A 22,543-nucleotide genomic window follows, 5' to 3' on the forward strand; every position below is an offset into this window, starting at 1 on the left:
GCGGGCGGGTCAGGTCAGCGGGGTGACGGTCAGGCCGTCCGGGGTCACCTCGACCAGCGAGCGGTCGGGCACGTCGGTCCACGCGGGGTCGTCGTCCCAGGGTTCGCTGGCCACCGCCGTCCCCTCGGCGGTGACCAGGGCGGAGAGCGTGTCGCCCCAGGTCGTGGCCAGCAGCCGGGTGCCGTCGGCGGCGAGCAGGTTGAGCCGCGCGGCGGGGTCGGCGGCGGCCACCTCGCGCACGGTGTCGCCGAGCCGGTCCGGGCCGCGGGAGAACACGAGCGCGGCCAGCAGCGCGCTGTCCACCGTCGACTCGGCGTCGCGCACCGGCGGGAGCACCGCGCGGTCGACCCGGCCGTTGTGCGACAGCAGCCAGCGGCCGTCGGTGAACGGCGCCGCGGCGCTCTCCTCCAGCGGCATGCCCACCGTCGCCGAGCGGACCGCGGCCACCACGCACCCGGACTCCAGCACCGGCGCCACCGAGGCGAACGACGGGTCGGCCCACAGCGGCCGCGCCGAGCGCCACCGCACCGGCTCCGCCCGACCGGGGGCGAAGAAGCCGACGCCCCAGCCGTCGGCGTTCACGGTGCCGTACCGCTGCCGCCGCGGCGCCCAGGACTGCGCCAGCAGCGACGACGGCGGCTCGAGGACCAGCGAGGCCACCGACCGCGGCCGCCCCAGCCAGGCGAGGTGACGGCACACGGTCAGGCACCCGCCTCGTCGACGTCCCACGCCAGCCGGATGCCGCTGAACACCTGCCGCCGCACCGGGTGGTCCCAGTTGCGGAACGACGGCCGCAGGATGGAGGGGTCCACCGCCCACGAGCCGCCGCGCAGCACCCGGTAGTCGCCGCCGAAGAAGGGCGCCGAGTAGTCGGCGTAGAGCATCGGCGTGAACCCGGGATAGGCCTCGAAGCCCGACGACGTCCACTCCCAGACGTCGCCGACCGCCTGCTCCACGCCGTACGCCGACGCACCCGCCGGGTAGGCGCCCACCGGCGCCGGGCGCAGCGCCGACCCGCCCAGGTTGGCCAGCGCCGGCGTCGGGCCGGCGTCGCCCCAGGGCCAGCGGCGCCGGCGGCCGGTCGCCGGGTCCCACGCGGCGGCCTTCTCCCACTCCGCCTCGGTGGGCAGCCGGGCGCCGGCCCACGCCGCGTACGCCTCGGCCTCGAAGAACGTGACGTGCTGGACCGGCTCGTCGGGCGGGACGTCCTCGAGCACGCCGAAGCGGGTGCGGGCGCCGCCCGGGCCCCAGTACAGCGGCCGCTCGAGCCCGGCCTCCTGCCGGTGCGCCCAGCCCCGCGGCGACCACCAGCCGGGGGTGTCGTAGCCGCCGTCGGCGACGAACGCCGCGTACTCGGCGTTGGTCACCGGCACCCGGCCGATGCGGAAGGCGGGCACGTCGACCACGTGCGCGCCGCGCTCGTTGTCCAGCGCGAACGGCTCGTCGGCGGCGTCCACGCCCATCACGAACGGCCCGGCGGGCACGGGCACCGACGTCCCGGCCACCCCGGGCCGGCCGGCCGGCAGCGGGCCGCCCGTGCCCAGCACCGGCGGACCGACGCGCAGCCCGAGCGTCTGCAGCATCGTCTCGGTGTGCTGGGCCTCGTGGCTGACGACCATCGCGACGTCGAACGGGTCGTCGTCCGGCCCGGCGCGCCCGATCCGGTCGAGCACCCGGCCGCGCACCTCGGCGACGAACGAGCGCGCCTCCACCGGCGGCAGCAGCGGCAGCCGGTCCCGGACCGCGCGCGGGTGGGTGAAGGCGTCGTAGAGCGCCTCGACGGCGGGCGGGAGCAGGCCGGCGCGGCGGGCGTCGCCGTGGCGCAGCAGCCACAGGTCCTCCTGCTGGCCGACGTGCGCGAGGTCCCACACCAGCGGGCTCATCAGCGGGCTGTGCTGGCGCAGCAGCTCGGGCTCGTCGAGGTCGGTGAGCAGCAGCGTCCGCTGCCGGGCGGTCTCCAGTTCGCGGGCGAGCCGCTCGTGCGTCGTGCTCACGGGTGCACCTCCGGGTCGACGGGGGCGGTCTCGGTGGCGGTCTGCGGGGCGGTCTCGGTGGCGGCGGCCAGGGCGGCCGCGGGGCCGCCGGCGCCGGCGGCGCCGGCCAGGACGTCGCCGGGGCCGCGGCCGCGCCCGGCCAGCCCGGCGAGCGCGGCGACGTCGTCACGCAGGTCCGGGTCGACGGCGGGCAGCGCGGCGGCCAGGCAGCGCACCGCGGCGGCGCGCAGCTCCGGGTCGGCCAGCCCGTCGCGGGCGGCGCGGGTCCAGGCGCCGGCGACCGGCGCGGTCGCCTCGGCGGCGGCGTCGGCGGCGGCGGGGTCGTCGAGCAGCGCCGCGGTGACCGCGGCCAGCGCCGGCCACCACGGCTCGGGGGCGGCGTCGAGGTAGCGGATCTCCAGGTAGCCGCGCAGCCGCACCGGCGGGAACAGCGTGGACAGGTGGTAGTCCAGGTCGGCCGGGGTGGGCCGGCGCCCGCCCAGCGGGACCGCGCCGGTCACCCAGTCGGCGAAGCGGGTGCGGGTCAGCACCGGCTCGGCGTCGCCGGTGTCCGGGTCGCGGACCAGCATCACCGGCGCGGCCAGCGCGTACGCCGCCCACTCGCCGGCCGGGTCGGCGCCGCCGAGGATGGGGCCGCAGCGCGCCTGGTCGAGGGCGCCCCACACCTGCTGCCGCGTCGAGCGCCAGCCGGTGACCCGCCCGCCGAGCAGCGGCGAGCACGCCGAGACGGCGACCAGCACCGGGCCGAGCTGGTGGGCCAGCGCCACGCGGCGGCTCCACCCGCTGCGCGGGCCGGCGTTCAGGTTGACCTGCAGCGACGCGGTCGCGGTCATCATCGCCGTCCCGGCCGGGCCGCAGCCGACGGCGGTGAAGTGCCGCTCCATCGCGCGGTAGCGCGGCGCGGGGCTCACCCGGGCCGGGCGGCGCAGCGGGTCGGCGCCCACCGGCGCCAGCCCGAGCCGGTGGGGGGCCAGCGCGGCGGCGAGGACGGCGCGGTCGGCGCGCAGCGCGGCCACCGCGGCCGCGGCGCCGGGCAGCGGCGGCCCGGACAGCTCGACCTGCCCGCCGGGCTCCAGGGTCACCCGGCTGCCGCCGGGCAGCGGCGGCACCCCGGCCACCGCGGCGCACACCCGGTCCCAGGGCACCCGGGCGGCCGGGGCGTCGAGGTCGACCAGGTGCGCCTCGAGCTCCAGGCCGACCCGGCCGACCGGACCGGGCCGCAGCGCGGTGGCGGTGACGGTGGCGACGGCGGTCTCGAGGTCGAGCGCGGTGCGCTCCTCGACGGCAGGGCCCACGGGGCCCACCCCCTCCAGGTCCGGACCGGTCGCGAACGACCGCGGGTCGGTGCGGGGGCGGCCTCGCGCAGGGGCCGTCCTCGGCTGACATCCATGCACTACACGGCGCCTGTGACAACCCCCGGGGCCGGAGGACGCACCGCGCCGTCGTCCGGTGTTCGCGCGAGGATCGTCCGGTGGATGCCCCCCGGGACCGGGACGCCGCGGGGCGGGCCCGCAACGCCCGGCCGCGCGACGCCCTCGGCCGCCCGCTGCCCCGCGGCGCGGTGGGCGAGGAGCGCGCGCCGGAGGGGGTGCCGCGCACGCCGGACGAGGCGCTGACCGAGGCGCAGCGGCTGCTCGACGCCGGGCGCCCGTTCCACGCCCACGAGGTGCTGGAGGACGCGTGGAAGGCCGCGCCCGAGCACGAGCGGCAGCTGTGGCGCGGGCTGGCGCAGCTCGCCGTCGGGCTGACCCACGCCGCCCGCGGCAACGGGCGCGGCGCCGCCCGGCTGGTCGAGCGCGGCGCGGGCAACGTGGCGCCCTACGCGGCCGCGCCGCCGCACGGGATCGACGTCGCGGGCCTGGTGGCCTGGGCGCGGGAGCCGCTCGCCGCCGACCGGCCGTTCCGGCTGCGCGGCCGGGACTGACCCCACCGGGCGCGTCCGCGGACGTGCACGGTGGGTCAGCCGTGCTCGGCCAGCAGCGCGCGGGCGCGGGCGGCGAACGGCGCGAGGCCGAACGCGTCGCAGATCTCCAGCGCCCGCCGCAGCTCCGCCGCCGCGCCCGGCCCGCCGAGCAGCCCGAGCACGCCGCCGCGGTAGAGCGCGGTCGGACCGAGGACGGTCGTGCCCGCCCACAGCACCACCACGGTGTCGCCGTAGCTCTCCAGCGCCGGCAGCTGCGCGGCGGCGAGGTCGCGGTCGCGCAGCTCCAGGGCGGCGTCGGCGAGCAGCACCGCCCGCACCGGCTCGCGGGCGCCGTGCGCGGGGAACGCGAGCCACCGCTCGACGACGGCGTGCGCCTGCTCCCGCCGCCCGGCCTGGGCGTGGGCCAGCGCGAGGACCGACAGGAACCCGGCGTCGACGGTCGCGGCCAGGTCGACCACCTCGGGCACCAGCGCGCCCATCCGGCGCTCGTGCCAGGCGGCGATGCCCTCGATCGTCTGCCGCGACATCCGGGTGACGTCGGCGGCGGCCGGGGAGGTGGTCGGCGCCTCGCGGACGGCGGCGTCGGCCAGCCGGCGGGCGCCGTCGGCGTCGCCGCGGGCCAGCGCGAGCCCCGCGGACCACCAGGCGTCCAGCTGCAGCAGGTCGCCGTCGCCGCGCCGGGTGGCCAGCTCGGTGAACCGGCGGGACACCGCCGCGGCCTCGTCGGCCTGCACGGTCTCGGTCAGCGCGCAGCGCAGCAGGTGCAGGGCGGTGGCCTCGGCGGCGGGGTCGCCGGCCGACTCGCGCAGCAGCGCCCGGGCCAGCTCCACCCGCTGCGCCGCGTGCGCCGGCGTCCAGTCGGCCACGAACCGGGCCACCCGCGCCCGCGGCCGCGCGGACGGGACGTCGCCGGCCGCGGCGAGCGCGCGGTCGGCCAGCTCCCGGCCGCCCGCCTCGCCGGTGGAGGACCGCTGCACCGCCAGCGCGGCGAGGACGGCCGAGGCCAGCTCCGGCGGCAGCGCGTCGGCGCCGGCCGCGGCCTCCTCCAGCAGCGCGACGTCGGTGGCCGCCGGCGCGCCGACCGACGCCCAGTAGCCACCCAGCCCGCCGCCGGCGGAGGCGACGGCGGCGCGGGCCAGCCGCGGCGCGTCGCCGATCCCGCGGGCGAGGTCCGCCGCCGCGCGCAGCGCCGCGCCGCTCTCCTCCAGCAGCCCCAGCCTGCGCAGCGCCCGGCCGCGCAGCAGGTGCAGGTCCGCCGCCAGTGCCGCCTCCCCGGGCGGGACGTGCGCGAGCCCCCGGTCGGCCAGCGCGGCGGCCTCCTCCACGCCGGCCCGGTCCAGCGCCTCGCGGGCGGCCCGGAGGCACGCGCGGGCGGCCACCGGGTCCGGCCCGCCGGCCGCGGCCTCGCTGCGGTGCACCGCGATGGCGCCGGCCGCGGTCGCCGCCGCGGGCCCGGCCTCCAGGACGTCGGCCGTCCGGCCGTGCACGCGCGCCCGCTCGACCGGCCCGAGGTCGGTCAGCAGCACCTCGCGCACCAGGTCGTGCGCCACGCGCACCCGGCCGGGGGAGGTCTCGACCAGCAGGCCCGCGGACAGTGCCGTCGTCACCCCGCCGTCGTCGCCGGACACGACGGCGGCCAGCAGGCCGACCGGCACGTCCCGGCCCGCGACGGCGGCTGCGGCCAGCGCGTCGCGCGCGGGCGCGGGCAGCGCGGCCAGCCGCAGCCGGACGACGTCGCGGACCCCGGCCGGCACGGCCTCCCCGGCCGACGGCGGCAGCGCGGCCAGCTCGGTGACGAAGAACGGGTTGCCGCCGGTGCGCTCGGCCAGCGCGGCGACGACGGCGCCGGCCGGGGCGTCCCCGCGCAGCCCGGTGACCAGGTCGGCGACCTCGTCGGCGGCCAGCCCGGCCAGTCGCAGCCGCCGCGCGCCGGGCAGCCGGGCGGCCAGGCCCAGCACGCGGGTGAGCACCGGGTCGGCGGTGGCCTCCTCGCGGCAGGTCACCGCCAGCAGCAGCCGGCTGCCGTGCAGCTGGGACAGGACCACCTCGAGCACGTGCAGGGAGTCGCGGTCGGCCCACTGCAGGTCGTCGAGGACGACGAGCAGCGGCCGCTCGGCGGCGAGGGCGTGCAGCCGGCGGGCGGTGTCCAGGCCGAGGGCGAAGCGGGCGCCGGTGTCCGCGCCGAGCGCCGCCTCGGGCAGCCCGCCGAGCACCTGCTGCCAGGGCCAGTACGGCGGCGCGCCGCCGATCTCGGCGCACCGCCCCCAGCGGACGGCGGCCCCGGCGCGGGCGGCGAACGCCTCGACCAGCCGGGTCTTGCCGATGCCCGGCTCGCCGGTGACGACGACGGCGGTGCCGCGGCCCGCGCCCGCGGCCGCCCACGCCGCCGCCAGCGCGGCGAGCTCGCCGGGCCGGCCGACGAAGCCGTCCCCGGCCGGCTCGGCCCGTGGCGCTTGCACGGCGGCGGGTGCCGGGGTACGCGCCGGGGCGGCCAGCGCGGCGTCCTGGCGCAGGACGGCGGCCTCGACGTCGCGCAGCTCGGCCGAGGCGTCCAGGCCCAGCTCGTCGGCGACCCGCTCCCGCGTGCGGCGCAGCACGTCCAGCGCGTCACCCTGCCGCCCGGCCCGGTACAGCGCCCGGGCCAGCAGCGCGGCGGTGTGCTCCCGCAGCGGGGCGACGGCGGCCGCCGCGGTGAGGTCGGGCACCAGCTCCGCGCCCGCGCCCAGCGCCAGCCGGGCCTCGGCCAGCCGCTCGACGGCGACCAGCCGCAGCTCCTCCAGCCGCGCCACCGCCGGGACGACGTCCGCCACGTCGGCGACGTCGGCGTAGGGCCGGTCCTGCCACAGCGCCAGCGCCTCGGTGAGCAGCCGGGCGGCCTCCCGGTCGTCGGCGGCGGTGCCGGCGGTGACCAGGTCGGCGAAGGCGTGCGCGTCGACGGCGGTGCGCGGCAGGACCAGCGCGTAGCCGTCCCCGCGGGTGACCAGCACGGCGGCGTCCCGGGCGCCGCGGCCGGGGTCAAGCAGCCGGCGCAGGCGGCTGACGTGGCCCTGCAGGGTCGTCGTCGCGGTGGCCGGCGGGACGCCGCGCCACAGCCGGTCGGCCAGCGCGGCCGCCGGCACGGTCCGGCCCTCGGCGGCGGCGAGCAGCGCGAGGACCTCGGCGGGCCGGCGCCCGCCGAGGTCCACCGCGGCGCCGTCGCGGAGCAGCCGCGTCGGCCCGAGCACGTCCAGCCGCAGGTCCACGGCCGGGGAGGGTAGGTGGTCCGGGCCCTCCCGGGGCTCAGGCGGCTCGCGTGCCGCCGTCGGGGGACCGGCGCAGCGGCGCGACCCGCCACCAGGCGAGCGCGGCGAGCAGCAGCGTGACGGCCCCCGCGGCGCCGGTCTCCGTGGAGAGCCACTCGGTGGGCCCGCTGTCGGCGGTCAGCGGGGCGAGCACGTGGTAGAGCAGCGCGTTGAGCACCGCGTGCGCCAGCACGCCGGGCCAGATGCCCCAGCGCAGCTGCATCGAGGCGAGCGCGGCGCCCAGCGAGGTGGTGCCCACGGTCAGGCACAGCAGCGCGAACGGCACCGGGATCCCGGCGGGCGCGCCGCCGAGGAAGAGCACCAGCGGCCAGTGGAACAGCGACCAGGCCAGCCCGCTGACCAGGACGACGGTGCGCGGGCCGGCGACCTCGGCCAGGCGCTGCACCAGCAGGCCGCGCCAGCCGACGTCCTCGGCGAGCGCGAGGGCGACGTAGGGCAGGACCAGCACCGTCAGGCCGAGCGCCACCGTCGGCGTCAGCCCCTCGGAGGCGAAGCCGGCCAGCCCGGTGGCCCACAGCAGGCCGCCGGCGGCCAGCGTCGGCAGCAGGGCCCACAGCCAGGCGGTGCCGAGGTTGCGCCACGACGTCCGGCGGAAGCCCCAGCCGGGCCGGCGCAGCGTCCCGGCGGTGACCAGCCGGGCGAGGACGGCGGCCACCAGGGGGATCAGGGCCTGGCCGAACAGCAGCGCCTGGACCAGCGGCGGCTCCTGGTCGACGTGCGCGACGTCGGCGTCCGCGGCCGCCGCGACGGCGGTCGTCAGGGTGAGCAGGCCGGCGGTGGCGCCGAGGAAGACGCCGATCTCCCGCCACGGCGACGGGCGGGCCGCGGGCGCGGCCGGCGGGGCGGACGGGGACGGGGCGGACAGGGACGGGGCGGTGCTCATGGCGGCTCCAGGGGAGGTCGGTCTCGATCGGCGCCCACCGTCGGAGCCGGTGCTGGTCGGGGACTGGTCGGCCGCTGGCGGGGGCGGGACCAGCGGCCCACCAGCGCGCGGGCGCACCGTGCGGGGCATGGAGCCGCTCGACGCCGTCCCCCCGCCCGGTCCTCCCGCCGCCGAGGCGGTGACCGTCCCGCCCGGCTGCCCGCCGCGCCGGCTCGTGGCCCGGGGCGCGGACGTGGTGCTCGTCGTCACCGCCGGCCGCCCGCTGGTCGCGGTCGGCTCCGGGCCGGCGCGGCCGCGCCCGGCCGGCTCGGCCGTCGTCTGCCCGCGGGGCGTGCCCTGGTCGGTGGGCGGCGGGGACGCCGCGGCGCGGGTGGTCGTCGTCGCCGTCCCGGCCGGGCCGCAGGCCGCCCTGGCCACGCTGCTCGGCCCACCGCCGCTCGACGGGGCCGCGCTGGTGGCGGCCGCCGCCGACGGCGGCCTGGAGGTCGTGCTGGAGCCGGTCCCCGGCGCCTGACGCGGCGCGCGCCCGGCGGTGTCACGATCGGGGTGTGAGCAGCGACACAGCAGCGGACCCGACCGCCCTCGGCGAGCCGGCCGCCGTCCCGCGCGGGCCGGTCACCTCGGCCTCCTACTCGATCACCGTGCGGCTGACCGCCGACGGCGACCCGGCGAGCATCGGCCGGATCGCAACGGCGGTGGGCGAGGCCGGCGGCGCGGTGACCGCCATCGACGTCGTCGACTCCCGGCCCGACGGGCTGACCGTCGACGTGACCTGCTCGGCCGCCGACGCCGCGCACTCCGAGGAGATGGTCACCGCGCTCGGCGCCGTGCCCGGGGTGGCCGTGCGCAAGGTCAGCGACCGCACGTTCCTGCTGCACCTCGGCGGCAAGCTCGAGGTGGCCTCCAAGGTGCCGCTCAAGACCCGCGACGACCTGTCGATGGCCTACACGCCCGGGGTGGCGCGGGTGTGCCTGGCGCTGGCCGAGCACCCCGAGGACGTGCGCCGGCTGACCATCAAGGGCAACACCGTCGCCGTCGTCACCGACGGGTCGGCCGTCCTGGGCCTGGGCGACCTCGGGCCCGGCGCCGCCCTGCCGGTGATGGAGGGCAAGGCGGCGCTGTTCAAGCGGTTCGCCGACATCGACGCCTGGCCGATCTGCCTGGACACCCAGGACGTCGACGAGATCGTGCGCACCGTCGAGCTCATCGCGCCCGGCTTCGGCGGCATCAACCTCGAGGACATCGCCGCGCCGCGCTGCTTCGAGATCGAGGCCCGGCTGCGCGAGCGGCTCGACGTCCCGGTCTTCCACGACGACCAGCACGGGACGGCGATCGTGGCGCTGGCCGCGCTGCGCAACGCCCTGCGTGTGGTGGACAAGCGGCTGGCCGACGTGCGGATCGTCGTCGCCGGGGCCGGCGCCGCCGGGACGGCGATCGTGCACCTGCTGCTCGCCGCCGGCGCCGGGCAGGTGCTCGTGTGGGACCGGGAGGGGATCCTCTCGCCGGACGACGAGCGGCTGTCCTCGGCCAAGGCCGACCTCGCGCGGCGCACCAACGCCGCGGGCGTGCGGGGCGAGCTGCCCGACGCGCTGGCCGGCGCCGACGTGTTCATCGGGGTGAGCGCCGGCAACGTGCTGCCGGTGGAGGCGCTGGCCGCCATGGCCGAGCGGGCGGTGGTCTTCCCGATGGCCAACCCGACGCCGGAGGTCGACCCGGTCCGGGCCCGGCAGCACGCCGCCGTCGTCGCCTCGGGCCGGTCGGACCTGCCCAACCAGATCAACAACGTGCTGGCCTTCCCCGGCGTCTTCCGCGGGCTGCTGGACGCCCGCGCCACCGAGATCAGCACCGGGATGCTGCTGGCAGCGGCCGACGCGCTGGCGGCGATCGTCCGCGACGACCAGCTCAACGCCAACTACATCATCCCGAGCGTGTTCGACCCCGCCGTCACGCAGGCGGTGGCCGCCGCGGTCGCCGACGCCGCCCGCGCCGAGCCGGGCGCGACCGCGACGGTCACCGACCGGACGTCGTTCGTCGGGTGAGCGCCGCGCGGACGGGCGCCGCGCACTTCCGCGGGAGTGCACCCGTCCGGGGACGACGGGAGGCGGCGACGGCGGGGATCATGGCCGGGTGCCCGAGTTGCCCGAGGTGGAGGCGCTGGCCGCGTTCCTGCGCGAGAACGCCGTCGGCCGGGTGGTCGCGCGCGCCGACCTGACCGCGCTGCAGGCGCTCAAGACGTTCGACCCGCCGCTGTCGGCCCTGGCCGGGCTGGAGGTCACCGGCGCAGCCCGGCACGGCAAGTTCCTCGACCTCGACGTCTCCGGGCTGCACCTGGTCGTGCACCTCGCCCGCGCCGGGTGGCTGCACTGGCGCACCGGCCTGCCCACCGCGCCGCCCAGGCCCGGCAAGGGGCCGCTCGCCCTGCGCGTCCACCTCGACGACGGCAACGGCTTCGACCTCACCGAGCAGGGCACCCGCAAGAGCCTCGCCGTCCACCTGGTCCGCTCGCCGTCGGAGGTCCCCGGCATCGGCCGGCTCGGCCCCGACGCCCTCGCCGTCGACCGCGAGCAGTTCGCCGCGCTGCTGGCCGGGCGGCACGCGCAGCTCAAGGGCACGCTCACCGACCAGACCGTGCTGGCCGGCGTCGGCAACGCCTACTCCGACGAGATCCTGCACGCCGCCCGGCTCTCGCCGTTCAAGATGGCCGACAGGCTCTCCGACGACGAGCTGGTCCGGCTGTACGACGCGCTGCGGGCCACGCTCACCGACGCGCTGGAGCGCCAGGTCGGCCAGGCGGCGGCGACGCTCAAGGGGGAGAAGCGGTCGGGGCTGCAGGTGCACGCCCGCACCGGCCTGCCGTGCCCGGTGTGCGGCGACACCGTCCGCGAGGTCAGCTTCGCCGACACCTCGCTGCAGTACTGCCCGACCTGCCAGACCGGCGGCAAGCCGCTGGCCGACCGGCGGATGAGCAAGCTGCTGCGCTGAGAGCGGTCCCGGTCCGGGGCCGAGGAGGTCCTCGCCCGCTGGCCGGACCCCGACGCGCTCCTCGCCGGCTGCGACGGGGTCGCCCTCGGCGTCCTGGCGGTGCTGGACCGGCACGGCCGGCAGGTCCCGGCGACGCCGCGGTCGCCGGGTCCGACGACGTCCCCGTCGCCGGGGTCACCGGGCTGACGACGGCGACGCACCCGGTGGAGCGGATCGCCGGCGCGGCGGTGCGGGCCGTGCCCACCCGCGCCCGGCTCACCGGGGCGACCGCCGAGGGGACGGGGTTCCTCCCCCCGGAGCTGGTCGTGCGCCGCAGCGCCTGGGCGTCAGCCGGCCCGCAGGGCCATCAGCCGGGAGAGCACCCGCGCGAGCACGGTGCCGCTCACGCCGGCGTCGTCGTGCGCGCCCGTGCCGGGCCCGGGCGAGCCGACCGCGGTCCACCAGTCCTCCAGCGGCGGCGGCGCCAGGACGTCGACCCGCTGGCCCGGCCGCGGCACGAGCACCTGCACGCCCGAGCGCCCGGCAGCGGCGAGCAGCCGCTGCACCGGCTCGTCCCAGCGGTGGAAGGCGAGGTTGAACGTGGCCCAGTGCACCGGCAGCAGCACCCCGCCGCCGAGGTCGCCGTGCGCGCGCACCGCCTCCTCGGGGTCCATGTGGATGTGCGCCCAGGCCTCGTTGTAGGCGCCGATCGGCAGCAGCGTGAGGTCGAAGGGGCCCAGCCGGGCGCCGATGCCCGCGAAGGCGGGGGTGTAGCCGGTGTCGCCGCCGAAGAAGACGCGGTGCCGCGGCCCGGCCACCACCCACGACGACCACAGCGTGGTGTCGCGGGTGAGGTAGCGGCCGGAGAAGTGCCGCGCCTCGGTGCAGGTGATCGTCAGGTCGCCGACCGTCGTCGCGCCGTCCCAGTCCAGCTCGACGACGCGGTCCTCCGGCACGCCCCAGTGCCGCAGGTGCACGCCCACGCCGAGCGGCACGACGAACGGCGCGTCCTGCTGCTCGACCAGCGCCCGCACCGTGGGCAGGTCCAGGTGGTCGTAGTGGTCGTGCGAGACGAGCACGGCGTCGACGCGGGGGAGGGACTCCACCGGCGCCGGCGGCTCGTGCAGCCGGGTGGGGCCGAACACCGGCGACGGCGAGACGCGGTGCCCCCACACCGGGTCGACCAGCACGCGGGCGCCGTCGACCTCCAGCAGCGCGCTCGAGTGCCCGAACCAGGTGACGGCGAGCTCGCCGGCCTCGGCCGGGACCTCCGGGCGGGCCAGCGGCACCGGGCGGGCCGGCAGGCCGACGTGCCGGTCGTCGTGCCACTGCCGGAGCAGGCCGCGGCGGGCGTTGGGCGGCGGCAGCGTGGGCGTGGGCAGCGTGTTGTGGAACTTCCCGTGCGACCACTGCGGTGAGCCGGCCGCCGTGGGCCGGATCTCCCGCCGGCCGGCACCGATCGCCGTGGGCAGCCCCCACAGCGCACGGGCCAGCCAGCCCGCGGGGAGGGCCAGGGCGGCGGCGGTCAGGGCGGTGCGGCGCGCTCGGTCTCGGCGCAGGGCGGGCGACGGCACGACGTCCATGTTCCCAGCCGCGCCCGGGCGGCCGCCGCGACCCGCGTCACCGTCCGGCGCCGGAGGGTCAGGTGCTCGGGTCCTCCGCGGGATCGGGGAAGTCGTACGGCGGCTCGGGGTGCTGGCGCTCGGCGGCCACCATCGCGTCGACGGTCACCTCCCCGGCGCGGGCGAACTCGAGGGCCACCGGGATCGACTGCGAGGACCGCAGCGACCGCTCCAGGCCGACCAGGGTGACCGACGGGGCGCCCTCCGCGCCGACATAGACGTTGTCGTCGGCCGGGACGGCGATCGCGAACGCGCCGCCGTCCCCGTCGACGGCCCCGGCGAAGGGACCCTCGACGGCGACCAGGGTGTCGTCCTCGGCGCCGGAGTTCGCGATGCCGAGGAACAGCCGGGCGTCCTCGCCCTCCTCGTACAGCCCGTCGAGCGGGTACTCGAGCTGGACCTGCAGCACCGACAGGTCGCCGGTGACGGCCTCATCGGGACCGATCGCGCCGCCCGCCACCTCGGGGGCCGGGGTCGACAGCGGCTGTTCGGCGGTGCAGGCACACACGGTGAGGACCAGGGCGGCGGGGATCGCGAGTGCGGTGCGGGGCATCGTCGTCCTCCTCGTCTCGGGGTCGGTGCCGTAGGGTGTGCCCCTCGACCGGTGCACGATGCCAACTGTTGCCGTAATGCAACATGAAGGGGGAGGCGTGGACGACGAGGTGCTGCTCGGCCTGGCCCGGGCCGTCGTCGGGGTCTCCACCCGGGCGGCCGCACGCCTGGGGGAGGTCTCCGTCGTGCAGTTGCGGGCGCTCACCGTCCTGCGCGCGCGGTCGGGCGCCTCCCTCGCCGACCTCGCCTCCGGGGTCGGCGGCAGCATCTCGACGACGAGCCGGCTGGTCGACCGGCTGGTCACGGCGGGCTGGGTGGAGCGCCGCCCCTCCCCGGCGAGTCGCCGCTCGGTCAGCCTCCGGCTGTCCGCCGCCGGGGAGGAGCTGCTCGACCGCTACGACGCCCTGCGGCTGACCGAGCTGCGGGCCGCCGTCGCCGCCCTGCCCGATGACCGCCGTGAGCCGGTCCTCGCCGCACTCGGGGAGTTCGCCGGCGCGGTGAGCGGGACGCCGTCCCGGCGGGAGGTGCCCGAGGAGGGCGGTGACCCGGCGTGCTGGCTGGCGCGGGTGTGCCCGGCGTGCGGGCGCATGGCCGACGAGGACCCGCCCACCCGCTGCCCCGCGTGCGGCGAGCGGCTCGAGTCGGCCTGACGACGGCGCCACGGACCCCGGCCCGCGGTGCCCGTCCCCACCGCGCGCGGCGAGGTCGGGCACCGCAGGGGAAGGGCGGTGCCTCAGCGGCCGGCGGCGAAGTCGGCCAGGGCGCGGCGCAGCGCCAGGCCGTGCCGGTCGGAGCGCACGTGCAGCTCGTCGCGCGCCGACAGCGGCAGCCCGGTGCTGGCCAGCTGCGCCTGCAGCTCGAGGTCCTCGGCCAGCGCCCGCTGGGTGCGGGCGACCTCGGCGGCCACCACGTCCGGCCCCGGCAGCGGCTCGCCGTGCCCCGCGCGCAGCAGCACGCACGCGTGGACGCGGGTGGAGTCGGCGTCCTCGGGCTGCAGGAGGAACAGCGTCGTCGTCGCCGCGCCGGAGGCCGGGGACTCCAGCCGCCGCCGCAGCTGGAACGGCGCGCGGTGGACGGCGGTGGCCACCGTCGCGCCCTGCTCGCGCACGCTCGTGAACCCGCCCGGCTCCGGCGTCACCTCGGGGGCCGGCGCGCCGTCCTCGGGATCGCCGTGCACGAACGGGCCGTGCGTGGGATCGAGGAGGGCGTCGGCCAGCGGTCCGGCGGGGCCGGCCGAGCGGACCGGCGTCAGCCAGCCGCGGACGAAGCGGCGGTCGCCGTCCTCGGGCAGCTCGAGCGGGACGTCGCGGGGCTCGGCCGGCGCCAGCCAGACGACGCCGAACCGCTCGCGCACGCCCCACGCCGGCGGGTCCGCCGACAGGCCGTCCGCGCCGCGGGACAGCGCCCACGTGCGGCCGAGCAGCCGGACCTGCAACCAGCCACCGGGCCGCAGCTCGCGGGACAGCGCGACCGGGTGCCAGGCGTGCTCCAGCGACGGGTCGAGGTTGCCGAACACCGGCCCCGGCGGCGGCCCGGGGGCCGGAGCGGGCTCGGGCACCGGCTCTGCGGCGGGGGCCGGCGGGAGGGCGACGACGGTCCGCTCGGGCGCGAGCCAGACCCAGCCGTGCCGCTCCTCCACCGCCCACGGCACCGTCAGGTCCGCCCGCGGCGGCGGGCTGCCGTCGGGCCCGAGGGAGGGGACGTCCACGCAGCGGCCGTCGGCGTCGAAGCGCCAGCCGTGGTACGGGCACTGCAGCCGGCCCCCGACGACGGCGCCCGCCGCCAGCGGGACCAGCCGGTGCGGGCACCGGGCCGGGAAGGCGCTGACCTCCCCGCCGGGCCGCAGCCGGACGACGACGTACGCGCGTCCCCCGGCGCCCACCGGCACCGGCGTCGTCCCGACCTCGGTGGCGCGGGCCACCGGGAACCACCCCGTCGACCGTCCGGTCGACGTGCCTGCCGTCGCGGTCATGCCGTCCAGTGCACCGCCGGCGCACTACCGCGGCGTTACGGCGGTCGGAAGCTCAGGTCACGGCTCCGCACCGATAGTTTCGATCATTTCCGACTCAACCGTCGCCGACCTATGGTGAGCGCCGTCACACGTCCGGAACAGGTCGACACGAGGGGGCACAGCCGTGACCGAACCCGCCGAACGGCGGTTGCTGACGCCGGAGGAGTACCGGCAGGCACAGGACTCGCCGGAGTTCACGGAACTGCGCAGGCGCTTCCGGGCCTTCGCGTTCCCGATGACCGTGGCCTTCCTGGCCTGGTACCTGCTCTACGTCCTGCTCTCCACCTACGCGCCGGACTTCATGGCGACCCGGGTGTTCGGCAACGTCAACCTCGGGCTCCTGCTGGGGCTCGGCCAATTCCTGTCGACGTTCGTGATCACCCACGTGTACGTGTCGCACGCCAACCGGCGCACGGACCCGATCGCCGACGAGATGCGCGAGCGGCTCGAGCACCACGAGTACGCCGCCGGCCACCGCGCCGCCACCGACCTCGGGAAGGGGGCCACGCGTGCCCGTTGACGTGCTCGCCGCCGACGCCACCATCGGGACGCCGGCGCTCAACATCGCGATCTTCGGCGCGTTCGTGCTGGTCACCCTGGTCATCACCTTCCGGGCCAGCCGCAACAACAAGAGCGCGGCGGACTACTACGCCGCGGGCCGCAACATCAGCGGCACCCAGAACGGCCTGGCCATCGCGGGCGACTACCTGTCGGCTGCCTCGTTCCTCGGCATCGCCGGGGCCATCGCCGTCTACGGCTACGACGGCTTCCTGTACTCGATCGGCTTCCTCGTCGCCTGGCTGGTGGCGCTGCTGCTGGTCGCCGAGCTCATGCGCAACACCGCCCGGTTCACCATGGCCGACGTCCTGGCCTTCCGGATGCGGCAGGGCCCGGTGCGCACCGCCGCGGCCATCTCCACGCTCGCGGTGTCGCTGTTCTACCTGCTGGCCCAGATGTCGGGCGCCGGCGGGCTGGTGACCCTCCTGCTGGGGGTCACCGGCGAGGCCGCGCAGGCGCTGGTCGTGGTCCTCGTCGGCGCCCTGATGATCATCTACGTGCTGGTCGGCGGCATGCGCGGCACGACCTGGGTGCAGATCATCAAGGCCTCGCTGCTGATCGCCGGCGCGCTGGTCATGACCCTGTGGGTGCTCGGCGAGTTCGGCTTCAACCTGTCCTCGCTGCTGGGCGGCGCGCAGGCCAACGCGGTCGAGGGCCGCGACGTCCTGGCGCCCGGCGCGCAGTACGGCGCGACCAGCACGTCGAAGCTCGACTTCGTCTCGCTGGGCCTGGCCCTGGTGCTCGGCACGGCGGGCCTGCCGCACGTGCTCATGCGCTTCTACACCGTGCCGACGGCGAAGGACGCCCGTCGCTCGGTGGTCTGGGCGATCTGGCTGATCGGCATCTTCTACCTGTTCAGCCTGGTCATCGGCTACGGCGCGGGCGCCCTGGTCGGCGCGGAGACCGTCCTCGGCGCACCCGGTGCGGTCAACTCCGCCGCGCCGCTGCTGGCCTTCGAGCTCGGCGGCACGGTGCTGCTCGGCATCATCGCGGGCGTCGCGTTCGCGACGATCCTCGCGGTGGTCGCCGGCCTGACGATCACCGCGTCGGCCTCGTTCGCGCACGACGTCTACGCGTCGGTCATCAAGAAGGGCAACGTGCCGCCCAACGGCGAGGTGCGGGTCGCCCGCATCACCGCCGTCGTCATCGGGGCGATCTCGATCGGCCTGGGCATCCTCGCCCTGCAGGCCGGGCTGAACATCGCCTTCCTGGTGGCCCTGGCCTTCGCCGTCGCGGCGTCGGCGAACCTCCCGACGATCCTCTACACGCTGTTCTGGAAGCGGTTCACCACCCAGGGCGCGCTGTGGTCGATGTACGGCGGCCTGATCGCCTGCATCGTGCTGATCGTCTTCTCGCCGGTCGTGTCGGGTGCGCCGGTCAACCCGGCCACCGGGCTGTCCCCGTCGCTGTTCCAGGACGTGGACTTCCACTGGTTCCCGCTGAACAACCCCGGCATCGTGTCCATCCCGCTGTCGTTCTTCCTCGGCTGGCTGGGCACGGTCCTGTCCAAGGAGAAGCCGGACCTGGACAAGACCGCCGAGCTGGAGGTCCGCTCGCTCACCGGGATCGGTGCGGAGAAGGCCGTCGCCCACTGAGAGGACCCCCTGGCCCCCCACCCCTCGCTCCGCTCGGGGCGGGACCCTGCCAGGGGGCCGTTCCAGCACCTCACCTGCCGAGGCGCGCGTCCCCGACGGGGCGCGCGCCTCGCGCGTTCAGGCGGCGCGGGCGGCGGGCACGGCCTCGGGGAGGGCGGTGTCGGGCAGCGCGGCGTCGACGGCGACGACGGCCGCCGCGGTGGAGGGAGCGGCGCGGCGGGAGCGCCGCAGCGCCCAGCGGGTGACGACGGCGGCGAGGACCACCAGGCCGGCCAGGGCCTCGCGGACCGAGCCGGTGGCGGCGCCGGCCACGGCGACGGCGAGCGCCGCGGCGTAGACCGCCGTCAGGACGACGGCGGGGGTGGGCAGGTGCACGGGGACCTCCGGGGACTGCCGTTCTGGGGCGCGGCGACGGCGCGGGAATCGGGAGTTCAGCGGCTCACTTGAGCAGGTCCTTGGCCTTCTGCAGCAGCGTGTGGGCCTCGGTCTGCGGGGTGTCGTAGAGCCGCGGGTCGCCCGGGACCAGCGTCGGGGCGTCGGCCGTCGCCTCGATCGCCGCGGCACGGAACTGGTTGTCCGTGCCGTCGAGCGCGGGGCCGGAGGCCCAGCGGCCGTTGGCGGCCTCGGGGCCGTCGGAGGCCTGGATGAAGGTGTAACCCAGGTCGCCGACCTCGTCCGACAGCGGGAAGGCCTCGGGCACCGGCAGCCCCTCGAGACCGTCCTCCTTCAGCTGCTCGACGGCGGCCAGCCACTGCTGCTGGTGCATGTGGTCGCGGGTGATGAGGAACCGCAGCATGTCCTTGACGCCCGGGTCGTCGGTCATGTTGTAGAGCCGGGCCACCTGCAGCCGGCCCTGCATCTCGGCGGTGGCGTTGTAGTAGAAGTCGGCCATCAGGTTGCCGGAGGCGGTGACGTACGCGCCGGACCACGGGTTGCCCATCGAGTCCATGTAGGACGCGCCCTGCCCGTTCTGGATCAGGTGCTGCGGGTTGTGCTGGCCGTAGCCGGCCGCGGCCTCCTTGGTGCGGTCGGCCGAGTCCGGCTTCAGCGGCGCGTGGTCGAGCAGCCGGTCGATCATCGTCACGATCATCTCGACGTGGGCCAGCTCCTCGGTGCCGATCGAGAGGAGCATGTCCTTGTACTTGCCGGGCAGGCGGGTGTTCCAGCCCTGCAGCAGGTACTGCGTGGCGACGGTCATCTCGCCCCACTGACCGCCCAGGATCTCCTGCATCTTGCGGGCGAAGTCCGGGTCGGGGCCGTCGGGCTTGGCCTCGTACTGCAGGGCGTGGGTGTGCGTGAACACGGGTTCTCCCTCACTCGGCTTGCGTCGTCGCGCCGCCGCCGCTGCGGCGACACCCCGGATCTGCCCCCGCGGGGTGGCCCGCCCGTGCCGTCCCGTGGCCCTCCGGTGCCACGTCGTCCGGCCTCCGGGCCCCACTCCTCGCGCCGCCTCGCGGGGCGGCTCACGTCAGGGGACTCGGTCAGGAGGGGGACCTCACCGGTCGGGGAGCTGGACGCAGAGGGTGAGGCCGGCGTCGGAGGTGGCCCAGACGACGGCGCCCCCGAGGTCGTGCGCGTGGCGCTGCACCGACCACAGGCCCAGGCCCGTGAGGTCGACCGGCGGCGAGTCGTGGCGCAGGTACTGCACGACCCGCTGCGGGTGCGCCACGTCCTGGGTGAGCGCCAGCCGGACCCAGCCGTCGCGGTGGACCGCCGTGAGCAGCACGGGGGCGCCGTCGCCGTGCCGGTGGGCGTTCTCCAGCAGGTTCGTGAGGATCCGCTGCACGCGGGCGTCGGCCACGTTCACCCCGGCGGCGCACTCCTGCACCGCCAGGGTGAGCTGCCGCGGCGGCAGCCCGGAGGCGGCCACCGACGCGCGGACGACGTCGCCGAGCCGCCGGCCGCTCGGGGCCTGCCGCGTCGCCCCGCCGGAGGCGTCGGCGGTGCGCAGCATCGAGGACAGGTGGGCGGTCTGCGCGCGGGCCAGCTCCAGCAGCTCCTCGCGCTGGGTGGGCTGGCGGTCCAGCGAGCCGAGCAGCGCCTCCAGCGAGGCCAGCGGGCTGCGCATGTCGTGGCACATCGCCCGCAGCAGCGCGCCCTCCGGTGTGGGTGGCGGCTCCTGGCCCGGCCGCGGGCCGCGGGCGGCGCGGACGACGTGCTCGCGCACCACGCGAGCCAGGTCGGTGAGCAGCCGTCCGGAACCGGGCCGGACGGTACGGGGTGTGTCGGGGGCCAGGGTCACGGGCACCTCCGGGTGCGGGGAGCCCGGTGCGCGGACGCATCGGGCCAGGTGAGGAGGGTCGTGGGGTCGACCGACGCCGGGGCTGGGCGTCAGACGTACGTGGACGTGGTCGTGGTGGACGACCACCCGTTGTTCAGCCGGGGGCTGTCCCTGCTGCTCCCCGGTGTGAGCGAGGGCCGGGTGCGCGTGGTGGCCACCACCGACGACGCCTCGGCGGCCGCCGCGCTGGTGCGCCGCCACCACGCGGACGTCGCCGTCGTGGACCTGCACATGCCGCCCCCGGGCGGCGTGCGCGCCATCGCGGCCATCCGGCGGGCCGACCCGGCGGTGCGCGTGGTGGCGCTGTCCGGGCTGGCCGAGGCCGACGCGGCGCTCGAGGCGCTGCGGGCGGGGGCGGCGGGCTTCCTGCCGAAGTCCGCGGATCCGGAGCACCTCGTCCGCCCGCTGCTGTCGGTGCTCGACGGCTGGTCGGTCATCCCCGAGGCCCTGCTGCGCCAGCTGCTCGACGACGCCGCGCCCACCGGCGAGCAGACCGTCGCCGACCGGCTGACCAGCGACGAGCGCCGGCTGTGGCGGCTGGTGGCCGACGGCACGAGCACCGTCGACATCGCCACCACGCTGCACGTGTCCGAGCGGACCGCCAAGCGGCTGGTCGCCTCGCTGCTGCGCAGCCTCGGGGTGGCCACCCGCGTGGAGGCGGCCGCGCTGGCCGGCCGCGTCGGCCTCGGCAAGGGGGCCGGCGGCGGCCTGCGCTGAGCGGGCGTACCGCGTGGCAGCGGTCATCGAGCGCCGGGCTACCCGGGCAGATGATCGACACTCCCGCGTTCCGGTGACCTGGCCCCGACGGGCCAGCGACCTCCCCGGTCAGCCGGTCGGGCGGGGCGCTCCCGTGCCGGGCGCCGCGGCCCACGGTCCCGACGCGGCGACGGTGAAGGCCGCGACGTCGTCGGCGGCCATGTCGACCGCGGCGTAGCCGCCGTTGCCCGCGCCGACGCAGGCCACGACGGTGGCCAGGCCCGCGCGCCGCTGGAACCAGGTCTGCCGGACCTGCCAGCCGACGACGGCCCGCCGCTGCAGCACCGCCTGCTCGCGCACCAGCAGCCCGCTGCGCACGCTGAACGAGCCGGGCCCGGTGGCGTGGCCGAGCGCGGCGTAGCGGCCGAGGCCCAGCGGCACGCCGAGCACGGTGAGCACGATCCCGGCGGCGAGCACGCCCCAGAAGCCGGTGAGGACCGTCAGCGCGGCCCCGGCCGCGGCGACGAGCAGCCCGGCGCCGACCGCGCGGACCACCGCCCGCCGGCGGGCGGCGGGCGGGTGCGGCGCCAGCGGGCCCGGGTCGTCGACCAGCAGGCCGAGCAGCCGCACCGCCTCCGCGCGCGGGCCCAGGGGGAACAGCTGGCCGCGCCGGCTGGCCGCGCCCAGGCCGGTGACCAGGGCGTTGACCCGCGCGGCCCGCACCAGCCGCATGCCCAACCCCTCGGCGAGGGTGCCGCCGCGGATCCGGTCCACCTCCAGCTCGGTGTGCCGCCGGGTCACCAGCCCGCGGACGGCGACCAGCGAGCCCCCGCGGCGCACCAGCCGGAAGCCCCAGTTGACCACCGCCGCCCCGGCGACCGCCCCGACCGCGAGCAGCACCACCGCGACCACCGCGGTGACGACGAGGACGCGGACGTCGGTGAGGTCGGGGCCGGTGAGGTCGGGGCGCAGGTCCCGGGGCAGCTCCTGCAGCAGCCGCGACAGCGCGCCGACGGCGGCCAGCGGCACGGCGAGGTAGCTCGCGACCAGCGGCGCGTACAGCAGCCAGCGCCGGTCGAACCGGGCCAGCTCCTGCTCGGCCGGCTCCGCCGGCGGCGGGGCGGACGGGTCCGTGCCGGGGGACACCGCCGCGGCTCGCCGGTGGGTGAGCACCGAGGTCCGCAGCCGGTCGCCCTCCGCCCGCGGGACGCCGTCGACGACGACCTCCTCGTCCCCGCCGGTGAGCGTGCCGGCCGCGGCGTCGACGCGGACGCGGACCAGCCCGAACAGCCGGTGCAGCGCCGGCGCCTCGACCTCCACGCCGCGGATCCGGTCGTTGGGCACCGTGCGCACCGACCGCGCGAGCAGGCCGCGCGTGACGACCACCGCGGACGCGGTGTCGAGGTAGGTGGTCCGCCACCACGTCAGCGCGGCGAACAGCAGCGACAGCGCCGTCACCGCCACGACCAGCGCGACGACGACCCCCGGCCCGTCCACGCCCACCGCGGCGACGACGGGGATCGCCGCCGGCGCCACCTGCCGGGCCTGGCGGAAGGTGACGGTGTGCACGAGCACGACCAGCGGCGAGGTGCGCCGAGGGGCGGTCGTCTCGGGCGCCGTCAGGACCGGGTCCGTCACGTGGCCTCGTCCCGCACCTGCTCGGCCCGGCGGGCCAGGTCGTCGGCCACCCGCTCGGCGACGGCGACCTCCAGGTGCGGCACCCGGACGGTGCCCTGCGACGAGGCGGTCAGCACCGCGACGCTGGCCAGCCCGTAGAGCTGCTGCAGCACGCCGCGGGTGACGTCGACGGTCTGGATCCGGGCGACCGGCACCAGCGTCCAGGTGCGGCTCAGCCAGCCGGTGAGGGTGTGCACCGCGTCCGCGGTGACCTCCCAGCGGTGCACCCGGTAGCGGATCCAGGGCCGCACCCCGATCGCCACCACCGCGTACCCGACCAGGAGCACCGGCAGCAGCCACCGCAGGACCGGCACCGGCCCGCCCACCGACGCCGGCACGGTCAGCACGAGCACCGCCACGAGCACGCCGTAGACGAGCGTGCCGATGACGCCCTGGGTGACCCACAGCCAGATGGCCGAGCGCGACAGCGACCAGGCCGGCTCGCGGACCGGGGGCGCGGGGGGAGCGGACGTCACGGCCCGATCCT

General features: G+C 77.8%; 21 protein-coding genes. 8 read left to right on the forward strand and 13 right to left on the reverse strand.

Translation table 11 applies throughout. From position 1 onward, the window contains the following. Positions 1-9: 9 nt before the first annotated feature. Genes egtC through egtA form a run of 3 tightly spaced genes read right to left on the reverse strand, consistent with a single transcriptional unit; the run spans position 10 to position 3,289 of the window. The gene (egtC, locus tag ACI79Z_RS01655; protein WP_456901477.1) at positions 10-699 is read right to left on the reverse strand and encodes an ergothioneine biosynthesis protein EgtC; all 690 of its coding nucleotides are present in this window, start codon (positions 697-699) and stop codon (positions 10-12) included. 2 nt (positions 700-701) lie between these two features. Next, positions 702-1,994, reverse strand: coding sequence for an ergothioneine biosynthesis protein EgtB (egtB, locus tag ACI79Z_RS01660; RefSeq protein ID WP_456901478.1), 1,293 nt, complete (start codon positions 1,992-1,994; stop codon positions 702-704). After that, on the reverse strand, positions 1,991-3,289 hold the full coding sequence (gene egtA / locus ACI79Z_RS01665) for an ergothioneine biosynthesis glutamate--cysteine ligase EgtA (RefSeq protein ID WP_456901479.1): 1,299 nt from the start codon (positions 3,287-3,289) through the stop codon (positions 1,991-1,993). Before egtA ends, egtB begins: the two co-directional genes overlap by 4 nt. Before the next feature lie 176 nt (positions 3,290-3,465). Between egtA and ACI79Z_RS01670 the strand changes: the two genes are divergently transcribed. Next, the gene (locus ACI79Z_RS01670) at positions 3,466-3,918 is read left to right on the forward strand and encodes a DUF309 domain-containing protein (protein WP_456901480.1); all 453 of its coding nucleotides are present in this window, start codon (positions 3,466-3,468) and stop codon (positions 3,916-3,918) included. Positions 3,919-3,953: 35 nt separating this feature from the next. On the opposite strand, the gene ACI79Z_RS01675 is transcribed toward ACI79Z_RS01670, so the two are convergent. Together ACI79Z_RS01675 and ACI79Z_RS01680 are read right to left on the reverse strand one after the other, a co-directional pair. Then, entirely contained in the window at positions 3,954-7,160 is a 3,207-nt protein-coding gene (locus tag ACI79Z_RS01675; protein ID WP_456901481.1) for a BTAD domain-containing putative transcriptional regulator, read from the reverse strand. A gap of 37 nt (positions 7,161-7,197) precedes the next feature. Beyond that, positions 7,198-8,103 carry a CPBP family intramembrane glutamic endopeptidase gene (locus tag ACI79Z_RS01680; protein WP_456901482.1) on the reverse strand — a complete coding sequence of 302 codons (906 nt, stop codon included), beginning with the start codon at positions 8,101-8,103 and terminating at the stop codon, positions 7,198-7,200. Positions 8,104-8,230: 127 nt separating this feature from the next. Here ACI79Z_RS01680 and ACI79Z_RS01685 point away from each other — a divergent pair, with 127 nt between their 5' ends. From ACI79Z_RS01685 to ACI79Z_RS01695, 3 genes are all read left to right on the forward strand, one after another. Further along, positions 8,231-8,617: a hypothetical protein gene (locus ACI79Z_RS01685; RefSeq protein WP_456901483.1), complete on the forward strand. Its 387-nt coding sequence runs from the start codon at positions 8,231-8,233 to the stop codon at positions 8,615-8,617. A gap of 34 nt (positions 8,618-8,651) precedes the next feature. Further along, the gene (locus ACI79Z_RS01690) at positions 8,652-10,142 is read left to right on the forward strand and encodes a malic enzyme-like NAD(P)-binding protein (protein WP_456901484.1); all 1,491 of its coding nucleotides are present in this window, start codon (positions 8,652-8,654) and stop codon (positions 10,140-10,142) included. Between the two features lie 88 nt (positions 10,143-10,230). Further along, on the forward strand, positions 10,231-11,085 hold the full coding sequence (locus ACI79Z_RS01695; protein WP_387990677.1) for an Fpg/Nei family DNA glycosylase: 855 nt from the start codon (positions 10,231-10,233) through the stop codon (positions 11,083-11,085). A 326-nt stretch (positions 11,086-11,411) separates the two neighbouring features. On the opposite strand, the gene ACI79Z_RS01700 is transcribed toward ACI79Z_RS01695, so the two are convergent. Together ACI79Z_RS01700 and ACI79Z_RS01705 are read right to left on the reverse strand one after the other, a co-directional pair. Continuing rightward, positions 11,412-12,647: an MBL fold metallo-hydrolase gene (locus ACI79Z_RS01700; protein WP_387990674.1), complete on the reverse strand. Its 1,236-nt coding sequence runs from the start codon at positions 12,645-12,647 to the stop codon at positions 11,412-11,414. 58 nt (positions 12,648-12,705) lie between these two features. After that, positions 12,706-13,239, reverse strand: coding sequence for a copper chaperone PCu(A)C (locus ACI79Z_RS01705; RefSeq protein ID WP_387990671.1), 534 nt, complete (start codon positions 13,237-13,239; stop codon positions 12,706-12,708). A gap of 97 nt (positions 13,240-13,336) precedes the next feature. On the opposite strand from ACI79Z_RS01705, the gene ACI79Z_RS01710 reads away from it, so the two are divergent. Further along, positions 13,337-13,888, forward strand: coding sequence for a MarR family transcriptional regulator (locus ACI79Z_RS01710; RefSeq protein WP_456901485.1), 552 nt, complete (start codon positions 13,337-13,339; stop codon positions 13,886-13,888). A gap of 83 nt (positions 13,889-13,971) precedes the next feature. Here ACI79Z_RS01710 and ACI79Z_RS01715 read toward each other — a convergent pair whose 3' ends face one another. Beyond that, complete coding sequence (locus ACI79Z_RS01715) at positions 13,972-15,210, reverse strand: Rieske 2Fe-2S domain-containing protein (protein ID WP_456901486.1); 1,239 nt, start codon at positions 15,208-15,210, stop codon at positions 13,972-13,974. 163 nt (positions 15,211-15,373) lie between these two features. Between ACI79Z_RS01715 and ACI79Z_RS01720 the strand changes: the two genes are divergently transcribed. Beyond that, a complete protein-coding gene (locus ACI79Z_RS01720; RefSeq protein ID WP_387990663.1) occupies positions 15,374-15,769 on the forward strand; it encodes a DUF485 domain-containing protein in 396 nt (131 codons plus the stop codon). Continuing rightward, positions 15,759-17,402, forward strand: a complete 1,644-nt coding sequence (locus ACI79Z_RS01725) for a solute symporter family protein (RefSeq protein ID WP_387990660.1) — start codon at positions 15,759-15,761, stop codon at positions 17,400-17,402. The genes ACI79Z_RS01720 and ACI79Z_RS01725 overlap by 11 nt, the downstream gene beginning before the upstream one ends. A gap of 117 nt (positions 17,403-17,519) precedes the next feature. On the opposite strand, the gene ACI79Z_RS01730 is transcribed toward ACI79Z_RS01725, so the two are convergent. The 3 genes from ACI79Z_RS01730 to ACI79Z_RS01740 form a co-directional block, all read right to left on the reverse strand. Beyond that, positions 17,520-17,777: a hypothetical protein gene (locus tag ACI79Z_RS01730; RefSeq protein ID WP_387990657.1), complete on the reverse strand. Its 258-nt coding sequence runs from the start codon at positions 17,775-17,777 to the stop codon at positions 17,520-17,522. A gap of 64 nt (positions 17,778-17,841) precedes the next feature. Beyond that, on the reverse strand, positions 17,842-18,705 hold the full coding sequence (locus ACI79Z_RS01735) for a manganese catalase (protein ID WP_387990655.1): 864 nt from the start codon (positions 18,703-18,705) through the stop codon (positions 17,842-17,844). 192 nt (positions 18,706-18,897) lie between these two features. Then, positions 18,898-19,644, reverse strand: coding sequence for a sensor histidine kinase (locus ACI79Z_RS01740; protein WP_387990652.1), 747 nt, complete (start codon positions 19,642-19,644; stop codon positions 18,898-18,900). Positions 19,645-19,758: 114 nt separating this feature from the next. On the opposite strand from ACI79Z_RS01740, the gene ACI79Z_RS01745 reads away from it, so the two are divergent. Next, positions 19,759-20,400 (forward strand): response regulator, encoded by a 642-nt coding sequence (locus ACI79Z_RS01745; RefSeq protein ID WP_387990649.1) that lies wholly within the window; start codon positions 19,759-19,761, stop codon positions 20,398-20,400. Between the two features lie 108 nt (positions 20,401-20,508). On the opposite strand, the gene ACI79Z_RS01750 is transcribed toward ACI79Z_RS01745, so the two are convergent. Continuing rightward, positions 20,509-22,017, reverse strand: coding sequence for a PH domain-containing protein (locus ACI79Z_RS01750; protein WP_456901487.1), 1,509 nt, complete (start codon positions 22,015-22,017; stop codon positions 20,509-20,511). After that, positions 22,014-22,532, reverse strand: coding sequence for a PH domain-containing protein (locus tag ACI79Z_RS01755; protein ID WP_387990643.1), 519 nt, complete (start codon positions 22,530-22,532; stop codon positions 22,014-22,016). Before ACI79Z_RS01755 ends, ACI79Z_RS01750 begins: the two co-directional genes overlap by 4 nt. Positions 22,533-22,543 lie beyond the last annotated feature (11 nt).

It is taken from the genome of Geodermatophilus sp. SYSU D00663 (assembly GCF_054050655.1).